General features: G+C 71.7%; 12 protein-coding genes. 5 read left to right on the plus strand and 7 right to left on the minus strand.

The window, feature by feature from the left end; translation table 11 throughout:
• Nucleotides 1–4: 4 nt before the first annotated feature.
• Nucleotides 5–778 carry an ATP-binding cassette domain-containing protein gene (locus ACTMVF_RS17535; protein WP_441271970.1) on the minus strand — a complete coding sequence of 258 codons (774 nt, stop codon included), beginning with the start codon at nt 776–778 and terminating at the stop codon, nt 5–7.
• Nucleotides 779–839: 61 nt separating this feature from the next.
• Nucleotides 840–1,943: a substrate-binding domain-containing protein gene (locus tag ACTMVF_RS17540; RefSeq protein ID WP_441271971.1), complete on the minus strand. Its 1,104-nt coding sequence runs from the start codon at nt 1,941–1,943 to the stop codon at nt 840–842.
• Between the two features lie 309 nt (nt 1,944–2,252).
• Here ACTMVF_RS17540 and ACTMVF_RS17545 point away from each other — a divergent pair, with 309 nt between their 5' ends.
• The 3 genes from ACTMVF_RS17545 to ACTMVF_RS17555 all read left to right on the plus strand — a co-directional run bounded on the left by ACTMVF_RS17545 (nt 2,253) and on the right by ACTMVF_RS17555 (nt 7,489).
• Nucleotides 2,253–4,829: a SpoIIE family protein phosphatase gene (locus ACTMVF_RS17545; RefSeq protein WP_441271972.1), complete on the plus strand. Its 2,577-nt coding sequence runs from the start codon at nt 2,253–2,255 to the stop codon at nt 4,827–4,829.
• The gene (locus ACTMVF_RS17550) at nt 4,826–5,917 is read left to right on the plus strand and encodes a sugar ABC transporter substrate-binding protein (protein ID WP_441271973.1); all 1,092 of its coding nucleotides are present in this window, start codon (nt 4,826–4,828) and stop codon (nt 5,915–5,917) included. Before ACTMVF_RS17545 ends, ACTMVF_RS17550 begins: the two co-directional genes overlap by 4 nt.
• A gap of 93 nt (nt 5,918–6,010) precedes the next feature.
• Nucleotides 6,011–7,489: a glutamate--cysteine ligase gene (locus tag ACTMVF_RS17555; RefSeq protein ID WP_441271974.1), complete on the plus strand. Its 1,479-nt coding sequence runs from the start codon at nt 6,011–6,013 to the stop codon at nt 7,487–7,489.
• A gap of 23 nt (nt 7,490–7,512) precedes the next feature.
• Here ACTMVF_RS17555 and ACTMVF_RS17560 read toward each other — a convergent pair whose 3' ends face one another.
• The 3 genes from ACTMVF_RS17560 to ACTMVF_RS17570 all read right to left on the minus strand — a co-directional run bounded on the left by ACTMVF_RS17560 (nt 7,513) and on the right by ACTMVF_RS17570 (nt 10,245).
• The gene (locus ACTMVF_RS17560; protein ID WP_441271975.1) at nt 7,513–8,625 is read right to left on the minus strand and encodes a Gfo/Idh/MocA family protein; all 1,113 of its coding nucleotides are present in this window, start codon (nt 8,623–8,625) and stop codon (nt 7,513–7,515) included.
• Entirely contained in the window at nt 8,595–9,305 is a 711-nt protein-coding gene (locus ACTMVF_RS17565) for a ThuA domain-containing protein (RefSeq protein WP_441271976.1), read from the minus strand. The genes ACTMVF_RS17560 and ACTMVF_RS17565 overlap by 31 nt, the downstream gene beginning before the upstream one ends.
• Nucleotides 9,306–9,393: 88 nt before the next feature.
• The gene (locus tag ACTMVF_RS17570; protein WP_441271977.1) at nt 9,394–10,245 is read right to left on the minus strand and encodes a class I SAM-dependent methyltransferase; all 852 of its coding nucleotides are present in this window, start codon (nt 10,243–10,245) and stop codon (nt 9,394–9,396) included.
• A 74-nt stretch (nt 10,246–10,319) separates the two neighbouring features.
• On the opposite strand from ACTMVF_RS17570, the gene ACTMVF_RS17575 reads away from it, so the two are divergent.
• On the plus strand, nt 10,320–10,604 hold the full coding sequence (locus ACTMVF_RS17575) for a MerR family transcriptional regulator (RefSeq protein ID WP_441271978.1): 285 nt from the start codon (nt 10,320–10,322) through the stop codon (nt 10,602–10,604).
• A 209-nt stretch (nt 10,605–10,813) separates the two neighbouring features.
• Here the strand turns inward: ACTMVF_RS17575 and ACTMVF_RS17580 are convergent, their stop codons facing one another.
• Together ACTMVF_RS17580 and ACTMVF_RS17585 are read right to left on the minus strand one after the other, a co-directional pair.
• On the minus strand, nt 10,814–11,416 hold the full coding sequence (locus tag ACTMVF_RS17580; RefSeq protein WP_441271979.1) for a response regulator transcription factor: 603 nt from the start codon (nt 11,414–11,416) through the stop codon (nt 10,814–10,816).
• A complete protein-coding gene (locus ACTMVF_RS17585; RefSeq protein WP_441271980.1) occupies nt 11,413–12,651 on the minus strand; it encodes a sensor histidine kinase in 1,239 nt (412 codons plus the stop codon). Before ACTMVF_RS17585 ends, ACTMVF_RS17580 begins: the two co-directional genes overlap by 4 nt.
• Nucleotides 12,652–12,807: 156 nt before the next feature.
• Between ACTMVF_RS17585 and ACTMVF_RS17590 the strand changes: the two genes are divergently transcribed.
• Nucleotides 12,808–13,398: a hypothetical protein gene (locus ACTMVF_RS17590; RefSeq protein WP_441271981.1), complete on the plus strand. Its 591-nt coding sequence runs from the start codon at nt 12,808–12,810 to the stop codon at nt 13,396–13,398.
• Nucleotides 13,399–13,459 lie beyond the last annotated feature (61 nt).

Here is a 13,459-nt window from a genome sequence, read left to right on the forward strand (position 1 = left end):
CCTTTCACCACCCCGCCTCCCGGTGGGTCATCTGGCGGGGAACGTTCTCCGTCGCGCCGGTGACGGAGGCGATGATCTGTTCCTGGGACGCGGTGTTCACGTCGAAGAACCCGTTGTTGCGGCCGAGCCGCAGTACGGCGGCGCGGTCCGCGAGCGCCTTCACGTCGCCCATGTTGTGGCTGATCAGGACGATTCCCATGCCGCGGTCGCGCAGTTCGTCGACGAGGTCCAGGACCTCGGCGGTCTGCTCGAACCCCAGGGCGACGGTCGGTTCGTCCAGGAGGAGCACCCGCGGGTCGCCGAGCAGCGAGCGGGCGATGGCGACCGTCTGCCGCTGGCCGCTGGACAGGGAGACGACGGGGGCGCGCAGATCGGGGACGCCTCTGGTCAGACGGTCCAGCAGATGTCTGGAGCGGCGCTCCATCTCCATCTCGTCGAGGAACCCGAACCTGCGGATCTCCCGGCCGAGGAACAGATTGCCGACGACGTCGAGGTTCCCGCACAGCGCGAGATCCTGGTAGACGGTGGCGATGCCGAGCTCGCGTGCGTCATGGGGGCGCCTGATCTGGACCGTGCGCCCCTCCCACTCGATGACGCCCTTGTCCGCCGGGATGACGCCGGAGATCACCTTGACCAGGGTGGACTTGCCGGCCCCGTTGTCGCCCAGCAGAGCGACTACCTGGCCGGCGTGAATCTCCAGCTCGACATCGCTGAGGACCTCGACTACGCCGAATCGCTTGCACACGCCGCGCAGCGCCAGCAAGGGGGGAGCCGGCACGGGACACCATCTCCTTCCCGGGGCCCGGCGAGGGCCGGACCTGGTCTCGGTGCACGGGCCGTCAGGTCAGCCCGGCTTCGTCGCAGGCGGCTTTGAGTTCGGGGGTGCAGATCTGCTCGATCGTGTACACGCCGTCCTTCACCAAGGTGTCCTTGATGTTGTCGGCGGTCACGGACAGGGGGGTGAGCATGACGGCCGGAACCGCGTCGGCGCCGCGCGTGCTCACCTCGTCCGTGGCGACGCGGTCGAGACTCTCGCCGCGGGCCGCGGCGACGGCCATGGTGGCGGCGGCGGAAGCCTCGGGTGCGAACGGCTTGTAGACGGTCATGTACTGATCACCGCCCAGGATGCGCTGCAGAGCCGTGAGTTCGGCGTCCTGCCCGGTGACGGGGGGAAGCGGGTCGACCTTGTTCGATTTGAGGGCGGAGATGCTGCCGGCGGCGAGGCCGTCGTTGGCCGCGTAGACCCCGTCGATGTTGCCGACGCCGAGGGCGGAGATGGCGCCGGACATGTTCATGTGCGCGTTCTCCGGCCTCCACTGGAGCGTGTCGTACGCCTTGCCGATCTTCACCCGTCCCTCGAGCACGAACAGCGCGCCCTTCTTGAACGACACCGCGTTGGGGTCGCTGGGATCGCCGTTCATCATCACGATCTGGTGCTCGCCGCCGTCGCCCATGGCCTTCAGCAGCGCCCGGCCCTGGAGTCTGCCGACCTCCTCACCGTCGAAGGAGACATAACCGGAGATCGGGCCCTCGGCGAGACGGTCGTAGGCGATGACCGGGATGTCAGCTTCGTTCGCGCTGCGGACCGCCGCGGCGAGGGATCTCGCATCCACGGCCACGAGCACGATGGCATCGACTCCCGCAGTGATCATCACGTCCATCTGCTCCTGCTGGAGGGCGACGTCGCCCTTGGCGTTGGCATGCTCGACCGCGCACTCGCCGCACAGCTCCTTGATCTTCGTCTCGAGCAGCGGGCCGTCCTGTGTCTCCCAGCGAGCGGTGGTGGAGTCCGGCAGCAGCAGACCGATACTCGGCGTGTCTCCCCCGTTCGATTCGCCTCCGTCGCCCGAGGAGCTGTCGCCCGACGACCCGCAGGCCGCGAGAGCGACGGTCGTGGAGAGCACGGCCACGGCCATGGCCGCGTCCCGGGTGCGGGTCTTCATCTTCAGAGACCTCCCTTGACCTTCGCCGTGCGTGGGGAGGGGGCGGTCACAGGGGTCCTGGCGGATCACGGTCGCCGACCTCACACGCGGCTGCTCGCGTGCTGCCGGGCAGAAGTCCGACCACGTCGTCAGTGTGACACCGGCCGGGGTGATCTGCGAACGCGGTGGATCGGCCCGCGGTGACCTCCGCCGGAGAAGGCGATGGCGCCCGTCTGTCCTGATTGCACACCTATGCGATTCTGGTGGGAAGGTGCCTCTATATCCCTATATGTCGGCACCGGCGGCATGGGCGGGAGGTAGGTAGCGGACATGCCTCAAGACGGCCGTCCCTGGGCCGGATTCCCCGAGCTGCGGGCATCCGAGGCCGGCGCCGCGGACATCGGTTCACCGCCTCCGGTGCCGGAGGTCGCCGCGGTCGATCGGGTCCTCAGGTTCGCCGGAGCGGCGCTGGTGGCCGTCTACGTGCCCGGCGCGGGCGGGCCCGATGCGGGAGGGCCCGACGCGGGAGAAGAAGAACTCCGGCTGACGGAAACGGTCGGCTGCGCCACCTCCGAGTACGGGCTGCCGGAGCGTCTGCCCGTGTCGGGCGGCTCACCCGCGGCGTACGCCTTCCGCACCGGCCGCCCCCTGTGGCTGAACCCCCCCGAACTCGCCTCCTATCCCGAAGGCGGGCCGACGCCGCCACGGGCGGAGCTGTCGCTCGGGGCGCTGCCGCTCGGGTCGGACGGCGGGCGGCTGGGCTGCCTGGTCGTCGTGGGCGCCGCCAGAACCGGCTTCGAGGCCGAGCACCGGCGCTTCCTGGAGCGGTACGCCGACGCGGTCGCCGGCCTGCTCCAGGCCGGAGAGGGCCGGCCCGCGCCGGTGCCGCTGCTCGGTCCAGCCCTGCGGAGTCTGCGGATCGGCTCCTTCGTCCTGGTGCCGAACACCGGCCTGGTCGAGGCGGACGACATCCTGCTCGAACTGGTCGGCATCACGCCCGACGACTTCGACGGCAAGGCGGACACCCTGCTCGCGCACGCCCTCCCCGAGGACATGCACGCGCTGATGTCGGTCCTGGAGCCGTCCACACCCGCGTTCGGCCGACGGGAGCTGGAGTTCCGGGTCCGCCGCCCCACCGGCGAGATGCGCTGGCTGAACCTGAGCTGCCGACTGGTCGCGGGCGCCGACGACCGGCCGGACCAGGTGCTGGGCGTGGTGACGGCGACGTCGGTACTGCGCCGGAGCGCCGACGACGTCGCCAGGATCCAGTGGCTGACCGCCGCGCTCGACGACGCCACAGAGGTCCGTGACGTCGGCCGCGTGGTCGTGGCCGCGCTGCGTGAACCGCTGGGCGCCGACCGGGTGGCCCTCGCCGAGCTGCGGGACGACCGGCTCACCGTCACCATGCTCGACCCGCCGCAGCCCGCAGCCTGGCCGGAGACCTGGCGCGCGCAGTGGCGCTCGGAATGGCCGGACGCGCCGGTCAGCGCCCTGCCCACCCTGCAGATGGCACTGCGCGACGGACGTACGGATCTGTGGCCGGCCGGTACGGCCTTCGAACCCGGGCTGGAGGGCATCGGCACCGGTGGCCTTGCCGTCCTGCCACTCCCCGCCAAGGGCCGGCCCGCCGGTGTGTGCCTGGTCGGCTGGGACGATCCGCACGAGTTCGCGCCCGAGGAACGCTCCCTGCTCACGGCCACCGCCGCCCTGGTCGGCCAGGCCCTCAAGCGCGCCCACGCACACGACGCCGAGCAGGAACTCGCGACGCTGCTGCAGCGCAGCCTGCTGCCCAGGCGCCTGCCCGAGCTGCCGGGCGGGACGGCCGTCGCCCGCTATCTGCCGGCCAGACGGGGGCTGCAGGTGGGCGGTGACTGGTACGACGTGATCGCGCTCTCCGAGGACCGGGTGGCGCTGGTCATCGGAGACGTCCAGGGGCACAGCGCCGGAGCCGCGACGATCATGGGCCAGATGCGCACCGCGGTCCGGGCGTACGCGGTGGAGGGCCATCCGCCCGACGTGGTCATGTCCCACGCCAATCGGCTGCTCGTCGGCATGGAGACCGATCTCTTCGCCACCTGCTGCTATGCCGAACTGGACATGGACGGCGGAACCACCTTGTTCGTCCGGGCCGGTCACCTCGCACCGCTGTTGCGCCATCCCGACGGCAGGACCGAGGAGGTCCAGGTCGAAGGCGGGCTCCCGCTCGGCGTTCTGGCGGAGGCAGAGTTCCCCATGACCTCGGTCGTCCTGGCCCCCGGCACGGTCCTCGCCCTGGTCACCGACGGCCTGGTCGAGTCCGCCGACCTGCCCCTGGACGAAGGGATGCGCCGTACGTCCGCCGCGCTCGCCGAGGCCGATCCGGCCGATCCGGGCCGCATGGCCGACGCCCTGCTGGGCGACGTGGGCCGCCGTGAGGACGACGTCGCCCTGTTGCTGATGCGCTACGACGGCATGAAGGTCCGCCCGACCAGGGCCGGTTGGGCGGTGTGGCGGCTGCCCGACGCCGTCATGCACGCCCGCCGCTTCACCGCGCGCACCCTGCGCCGGTGGAAGGTCGAAGAAGCCACCGATCCCGTCCTGCTCGTCGTGTCCGAACTGGTCACCAACGCTCTGGTGCACACCCAGGGCCCGGTCAGCGTCGATCTGACGCTGAGGGCCGGCCGGGTACGGGTCAGCGTGAGCGACTCCTCGCCACGCGCACCCGCCAAGCCCGTGATCGTGGACTGGGAGTCGACCGGCGGCCGAGGGCTGCTGCTGGTCGAGGCGATGTCCGAGTCCTTCGGCTCCATGCCGGTGGCCGGCGGCAAACAGGTGTGGAGCGAGATCGCCGTACCGCACCGTGAACCGGCTCCGGCACCGACCCCGGCGGACGCGGAGCCACGACCCGAACGAGGGGGTCCGCCATGAGGATCCTGCCGACCCGTGCGCGGCGCGTCATCGCGGTGCTCGTCGCGGGACTCCTGACGGCGTCCCTGGCCGCCTGCGGGGGCGACGACGATGCGGGCGCGGACAGCTTCACCGTCGGCCTGCTGCTCCCGAGCCGCGCGGTGCCCCGCTGGGAGCACTCCGACAAGCCGCTGATCGAGGAGCGGCTGAAGGAGCTGTGCCCCGACTGCACCATGCTCTACGCCAACGCCGAGAACGACGCGGCGCGGCAGCGGCAACAGATGATCTCCATGATCACCAAGGGGGCCGGGGTGCTGATCCTCGACGCCGCCGACACCAGAGCGCTCCGCTCCTCGATCCAGGAGGCCCGCAAGGCGGGCGTTCCGGTCGTCGCCTACGACCGGCTCGCCGAAGGCCCGATCTCCGGGTTCGTCAGCTTCGACGGCGGCCAGGTCGGCAGACTCCAGGGCGAGGCGCTCCTCCAGGCCATGGGCGACCGGCCGCGTGCCCGCGACGTCGTCATGATGAACGGCGATCCCACCAGCCCCAACGCGGCCTGGTACCGCAGCGGCGCGCTGTCCGTCCTCACGGGCAAGGTGCGGATCGGCAGAACCTACGCCACCCAGGGCTGGAGCACGGACAACGCCCATGCCAACATGTCCGCGGCCATAGCGGCCCTGGGCCCGGAGCGGATCGGCGGTGTGCTGGCGGCCAACGACGCGATAGCCGCGGGCGTCATCGCCGCTCTCAAGAGCGCCGGGGTCCGGCGGCTGCCCCCGATCACCGGTCAGGACGCCGACCTCGACGCCGTGCGGCGCATCGTCAAGGGCGAGCAGTACATGACCGTGTACAAACCGTTCCGGGCGGAAGCCACCGCGGCCGCCGCCATGGCCGTAGCCCTGGGGCGCGGCGAGGACGTCCGGGACATCGCCAGGACGAGCACCGACAGCCCCACGACCAAGGGTGTCCCGTCCGTCCTGCTCACCCCGACGGCGGTCACGGTCGACACCATCGAGCAGACACTCGTCAAGGACGGCGTGTACACCATCGACCAGATCTGCGTCCCGAACCTCAGGTCCGCCTGCGAGAAGGCCGGACTCCTCCGGTGAGCGGGGCCACGGCCGGGCGCCGACTGTTCGAGTGCTCCCAGAGGTGCGACGCTGGGACGAGAGCTATCCGCCGAGGGAACTCGGGAGGGCACGATGGGACGTGACGTGCCGGCCCTGGTGTTCACGCGGGAGGATCGCCGCCGGTACCGGGAGAAGATGCACACCTGCCTCGATGTGCTGGCGCAGATGCTGCGCGAGTCGACCTTCGAGAGCGAGCGCCCCCAGGTCGGGCTGGAGATCGAGCTCAATCTGGTGGACGCCGACGGCCTGCCGGTGATGCGCAACACCGACGTTCTCCGGGCGATCGCCGACCCCGCCTGGTCGAGCGAGCTGGGCCGCTTCAACTTGGAGATCAACATTCCGCCCCGGCAGCTGACGGCCGGCGGTCCCGGCGCCTGGGAGCAGGAGATCCGCAACGCGCTCAACCACGCCGAGGAGCGAGCCTCGGCCGTGGGCGCACACCTGATCATGATCGGCATCCTGCCGACCCTGGGGGAGGCGGACGTGGGCGAGGCCGCCCTGTCCGGCGATCCGCGCTACCGGCTGCTCAACGAGCAGATCTTCGCGGCCCGCGGCGAGGACCTGCGGATCACGGTGGACGGCGTGGAGCGCCTGTCGACGTACGCCGACACCATCACCCCCGAGGCCGCCTGCACCAGCACCCAGTTCCATCTGCAGGTCTCACCGAGGGAGTTCGCGGACTACTGGAACGCGGCCCAGGCCGTCGTGGGCGTCCAGATCGCCCTGGCGGCGAACTCGCCCTTCCTGTTCGGCAAGGAGCTGTGGCGCGAGACCCGCATCCCGCTGTTCGAGCAGGCCACCGACACCCGCCCGCAGGAGATCAAGGCCCAGGGCGTACGACCCCGGGTGTGGTTTGGGGAGCGGTGGATCACCAGCGTCTTCGACCTGTTCGAGGAGAACGTGCGCTACTACCCGGCGCTGCTGCCGCTGTGCGACGACGAGGACCCGCAGGAGGTGCTCGGCCACGGCGGCGTGCCGCAGCTGGGCGAACTGACGCTGCACAACGGCACGATCTACCGCTGGAACCGCCCGATCTACGCCGTCACCGGCAGCGGGCCGCACCTGCGCATCGAGAACCGCGTCCTGCCCGCCGGCCCCACGGTGGCGGACATCATCGCCAACGGCGCCTTCTACTACGGCCTGACCCGCGCCCTGGTCGACGAGGACCGGCCGGTCTGGACGCGGATGTCCTTCTCGGTCGCCGAGGAGAACCTCCACACCGCGGCCCGCGACGGCATCGACGCCCGCCTGTACTGGCCCGGCATGGGCGAAGTGCCGGTCACGGAACTGGTGTTGCGGCGTCTGCTGCCCCTGGCGCATCGGGGCCTGGAGCTGGCCGGTATCGACGCGGCGTGGCGCGAGCCCCTGCTCGGCGTCATCGAGCAGCGCTGCGTCACCGCCCGCAACGGTGCCCTGTGGCAGGCGGAGACGGTCCACCAGCTGGAGAAGGGCGGCACCGCGCAGCGGCGCGAGGCGCTGCGGCAGATGACCACGACCTACATGGACTACATGCACCTGAACGCGCCCGCGCACACCTGGCCCGTGGACTGACCCCCCGCGCCCCGTGACGCGGATCAGCCGACGCCGGACCCCCTCCAGTCCTGCGCGGGCGTCAACGGAACGGGAACGGGCGGCTGCGCGGATGTCGTCAGCTCGATACGGCGCCCCTCGGCCGACGACCGCAGGAGGGCGCTCATCGTCTCCAGCACATGCAGGGCGAGACCGCCGTTCGCGCGCGGCGCCCGCTGTCCGTCGCCGGCGACGAAGTCGAGCAGACCCACGCCCCGTGCGCCGTCGACGTAGCCCGCCGAGGGCGGGAGCGTGCGCCACTGCGTGGCGCCGAGTTCGAAGAGCCGAACCTCACCGTCGAAGCAGTTCGGATCCGGAACCGCGAGAGTGCCCGCGTCGCCGTGGACCTCGATCGGCGCGGCCGTCGTGGCCACGCCGTCGAAGCTCGTCGTGAGGGTCGTGAGCGTCCCGCCGACGTGTTCGAGGACGCCGGAGACATGCGTGTCCACCTCGACCGGTATCCGCTCGCCCGCACGCGCCCCGGAACCGATGACGCGCTCGCCGCGCAGCCGCCCGCCCGCCCCGATCACGGCACGCACCGGACCGAGCAGGTGGACCAGGGACGCGAGATAGTACGGCCCCATGTCCAGCAGCGGGCCACCCCCGGCGGTGTAGTAGAAGTCGGGGTGGGGATGCCAGCGTTCGTGCCCCGGCGTGACCATGACGGCCGAGGCGAACTGGGGGCGTCCGATGCTGCCCGCCTCCACAGCCGCCCGAGCCGTCTGGATGCCGGTGCCCAGGACGGTGTCCGGCGCGCATCCCACGCCGACCCCTGCCATCGCGGCCGCCTCCATCACGGCGTGCGCTTCGGCGAGGTCGGCGGTCAGCGGCTTCTCGCCGTAGACGTTCTTCCCGTGGCGGACGGCGCCGAGGGCGATCTCGGCGTGGGCCGCGGGGACGGTGAGGTTCAGCACCGTGTCCACGTCGGGGCTGCTCAGCAACTCCTCGACGGTAAGCGCCCGGACGCCGGGCAGGTCGGCGGCGACCGCGGCCGAGCGGGAGGCGTCGACGTCGGCGACCGCGGTGACGCGCACGGCCGGATGACCGACGAGCGTGTCCAGGTACGCGCGGGAGATGACTCCGAGCCCTACGACGCCGATGCGGTGCGCGTCGCCCACAGCATGCCCCTCTCGATGACGGTGCGCACGTTCGGGTTTTGCAGGACGTCCAGGCTGTGCCCCGGGGTCGCGACCATGACGCGGCCGGCACCCCACCGACGCGTCCAGACCGCCGGTGAGGTGACCGGCCGGTGCCAGGGCTGCCACGGCCGGGCGGGATGGGTGGTGGTGGCCAGCACGTCGATCAGGTCGTCGTGGAGCACCCAGTACTGCTCCGTGTGCAGCTCGAAGTCCTCGAGGCCCGCCGTGATCGGGTGCTCGCGGCCCAGCTCGGTGATGTTGACGGTGTACGGCAGGTAGTTGTCCTCCTGGCCCCCCTGACGTTCACACGGCTCCTTGCCCGGGTGGGTCGCGAACTGCCCTCCCACCAGGTGGAGATAGTCGGAGGAGGCGCGGAACGAGTCGGCGATGCCGCCGTGCCAGCCGGTGAAGCCGGTGCCGGCCACGACCGCCGTGCTCAGTCCCGCCAGTTGCTCGGTGGTGATCTCCGACATCGTGACGCACTGCACGACGAGATCGGCGCCGGCCATCTCGGCGCTGTCGGCGTAGACCTCGGTCGATTCCTCGACCCGCACGGTGTACCCCTTGCCGCGCAGGAAGGGCAGGAACAGCTCCGTGGCCTCGACCGGCCGATGCCCCTCCCATCCGCCTCGGACCACCAGGGCGTTCTTCCGCGTCATCTCGTTGAATCACCGTTCCCGTGGCCGACCCGTAGCACCGCTCCCTCACTATGCGTCGGTCGCGCGCGCACAGGAAGGGGCGCCGAGATCACGAAAGTTTCGCCCGGGCGCCGACCGTCCAACAGGCCGCGGTGAAGCGGACTTCCGAGCCGTGCACATACGGTTCGAATGCGGCGCGGACCGTTTCGACGACCCTTGCGCGGGTCTGCTCGTCCGCCTCGGGCAGCACCTGACCGACGGGACCGAGCCGGGTGAAGTAACCGACCAGCTCCCGCTCGGGCAGCGTGCAGGTCACGTCGACCGGCCGGATGTCGATCCCGGACCACCCGCTCTCCTCCAGGATCCGGTGGACCAGGCCGGAGTCCGCGAACGCGAACTGTCCCGGCCCCTCCGGTCGGCGGGCGGGGAGGTTCGGCAGGAGCGGTGCCGCGGCGCGTTCGGCCGTCGTCATGAACGGATTCTCCGCGGGGCTTCGCCACGCGATGAAACGGAGCCCGGCCTCGTCGCGGGCGGCGCGCCGAAGATTCGCGAAGGCCTGGACGGGGTCGCTGAAGAACATGACCCCGAAGCGCGAGATGACGAGGTCGAAGGCGGCGGGTTCGAAGACGTGCTCTTGCGCGTCGGCGCGGATGAAGGACACCGCGGCGCCCTCCCGCTCGGCGCGCGCCCGGGCGGCGGTGATCATCGGTTCGGAGATGTCGACACCGACGCACCGACCTGCCGGACCGAGCCGTCGCGCGACGGCCACCGTGGTGCCGCCGGTGCCACAGCCGACATCGAGCACATGCTCCGCGTGCTCGGCGGCCACCGCTTCGACGAGGAGTTCCTCGAAGGGCCTGAGCACCTCGTCCAACACTGCCTGTGCCTCGACCCAGGCGTGACCGCCGGGCCCGTTCCAACGGGCCGCCTGCTCGTCCTCGCTCCTGCGCTCGATCTCCATGATCGTCTCCTGTGCTTGTGTTCATCGGGCCTCAATGACAGCGTGCTACTTCAAGTCGACTTGAGGTCAAGGACATGACGGACCTGGACATCGCCGAAGTGGCGCGGCGCGCCGGAGTACCCGCCTCGACGCTGCGGTACTACGAGGAAAGAGGGCTGATCGCCGCCACCGGCAGGCGCGGCCTGCGCCGTCAGTACGACCCCGGAGTGCTGGAGCGCCTGGCGCTGATCGCGATGGGCCGGACCGCCGGCTTCTCCCTCGACGAGATCGCGCGCATGTTCGCACCGGACGGACAGCCCCGCATCGACCGGCAGATGCTCGCGACCAAGGCGGAGGAACTGGACCGAAGAATCCGCTAACTGGGCGTCCTGCGCGACTCCCTGCGCCACGCCGCAGCCTGCCCCGCGCCCACCCACATGGAATGCCCCACCTTCCGCCGCCTCCTCGAAGCCGCTGCGTCCGGAGCCGCCGCGGTGCGGGGGAGGCGGGCTCCGGGGCCCCGTGAAAGCTCGGGTGTGGGGGAGGGGCGGGCGTCGGAACCGGCCTAGATCCGATTCCTGGAACCGGCCTAGATCCAGCCTTGCTCCCAGGCCCGGTGGGCGGCCGCGTGGCGGGTCGGGGTGCCCAGCTTCGACATGGCCGCGGAGAGGTAGTTGCGGACCGTGCCGGGGGCGAGATGGACCTCGGTGGCGATCTCCGCGATCGACGCGCCGGTGCGGGCGGCGCGCAGGACCTCCAGCTCGCGGTCGGTCAGGGGGCAGCCGTCCTCGGTCAGCGCGGAGGCCGCGATGTCCGGGTCGACGTAGCGGCGGCCGTCGGCGATGTCACGGATGATCTCGGCCAACCGGGCCGCGGGGGTCGTCTTGGGCACGAAGCCGCGTACGCCCGCCGCCAGCGCCCGGCGCAGCACGGCGGGCCGGGCGTGCCGCGTCACCAGGACGATCCTCGTGGGCAGTTCGGCCCGGATCTCCTCGGCGGCGCGCAGCCCGTCGGTGGGCGGCATCTCCAGGTCGAGGACGGCGATGTCGGGGCGGCGCTCACGGGCCAGCCGTACCGCCTCGGTGGACGTGGACGCCTCGGCGACGACGGTGAGGTCCGGCTCCAGCGCGAGCAGGGCGGCCAGGGCGCTTCTGAGCAGGTCCTCGTCGTCGGCGATCAGCAGGCGGATCATCGGGCGGCTCCGTCCGCGGGGTTCGGTGATTGCGGTGAGTTCGCTGAGCCAGTGGGCAGCGCGACCGCGACCTCGAAGCGGTCACCGTCGTGCTCCCAGGTCAGCTCACCGCCGGCCGCCCCCAGCCGCTCGGCGAGGGTGCGCAGGCCCGTCCCCTCCAGGCCGGCGGGATGTTCCTCGGCGCCGTCGTTGCTCACCCGCAGGCGGGCGAAACCGCCCGCGATCCGGTAGTCGACCTCGGCGTGCCGGGCCCGGCTGTGCCGGAGCACGTTGGTGGTGGCCTCCCGCATCACCAGCCCGAGGAGATGGCGGGCGGAGTCCGTGAGGCCGGCGGCCACGGCGTCGGGGTCGACGGCCATCCGCGCGTCGATGTCGGCGGCGGCCAGCACGCGCGTCGCGTTGGTGATCTCGTCCTCCAGGGTCGTTCGACGGTACCCCTGCACCACGGCCCGGGTGTCGCTGAGGGCGTCCGCCGCCAGCCGCCGTATCTCCTTCAACTCCGCGGCGGCGCGCGCCGGATCCAGCTCGACCAGCCGCGCCGCCAACTCCCCCTTCAGCGCGATCACTTGGAGATGATGGCCCTGGATGTCGTGCAGGTCGGCCGCGAACCGCAGCCGCTCCTCCTTGACCGCCACCTCCGCCTCCAGCCGCCGCGCCTCGTCCAGTCGCCGTGCCGTGTCCCAGGCCCACAGCGGGCCGAGCGTCACCCAGGCCGTGAAGGCGACCAGTCCGGCCGGGAAAAGTGCGGCGTACGCCAACTCCCCGTCCCCCTCGGCCAGGCTCACCACGCCCCCGGGCAGCGGCGCGAGGGCCACGGCGCCCGCGATCAGCAGTCGTCTGAGGTGCGGCGGGAGGTACGTCGCGAGGATCGCCACCACCAGGGCGGGCGCGACCGGCCACAGCCCGTAGTCGCGCAGGGCTAGGGGCAAGGCCGCCAGCACGACTCCGGCCCCTGCGGCGGCGATCAGCGGGCCCGTGGGCGGTCGGCCGGGGCGGGTGTCGGGCACCGGCAGGAGCGCGAGCCGTCGGCTCAGCAGGGCGACGCTCGCCCACACCTCGACCGCCAGCGCGGCGGCGGCCGGGACGCGGGCCCACGGCGGGACGTCGCCGTCGAGGACCCACTCGCCGACGAAGACGGCCAGGACACCCGCGGTCATGCCCGGCACGGTCCACCACATGTAGCGACGCAGGCTCGTCAGCCCCGCCGCCCCACGCTCGATCGACCCGTCCCCCACCCGCTCATTGTGGCCCAGGATGCATGACAAATGTCATGCGCGGACGTGACAACTCCACGTCGGCGCAGGGGGATTCGGCACTACTGACGGCCTTCGCCCGGGCCCAGCCTGGAGGGGTCGGCGGATACCCCGCCCCGGTACCGAAGGAGAGCCGCCATGCAGGCATCCCACACTCACGCGACGGCGGACCGCCCGCACCTGGCCGCCGTGCTCAAGCGGCGCTGGCCCACGGCCCTGGCCGTAGCGGTCGTCATCCTCAACGTGATCGCATCCGGTTCCGAGGACGTGGCCGACGCGGTCGGCGGCTTCGGGGAGACCCTGCCGTTGCTGCCGCTGATCTACCTGGTCGTGCACCAGATCGGAAAGCCGCAGGCCACCTGGCCGGTCCTCGGGGCCGCGCTGGTGGTCGGGTTCGCCCTTCCCTTGCAGGACGTCGTCGCCCCGTCGACGGTCCTCGTCGCCCTGGCCCTGGTCCTCCTGGCCTGGGGCGCCGTCCGCGGGACACCGCACGGGCGGGCCACGCTCGGTGTGCAGGCCGTGGGCGCGCTCGTCTTCTGCGGGCTCGCGCTGGCCGGGCTGGCGGTGGATCCGGACCTGGGCCGCTATCTGCTGGCGGCCGGCTGGTTCTTCCACGGCGTGTGGGACTTCGTGCACCTGAGGCTCGACAAGGTCGTCTCCCGTACGTTCGCCGAGTGGTGCGGTGTCATCGACGTACTCGTCGCCGTCCAACTGCTCTTTCTGGTCTAGCCGGCACGAAGAACGGCCGAGAAGCGCCGGGGCGGGGCCCGTAACCGGGCTCCGCCCCGTA

The organism is Streptomyces sp. SD31 (assembly GCF_052068475.1).
Taxonomy (GTDB): Bacteria; Actinomycetota; Actinomycetes; order Streptomycetales; family Streptomycetaceae; genus Streptomyces.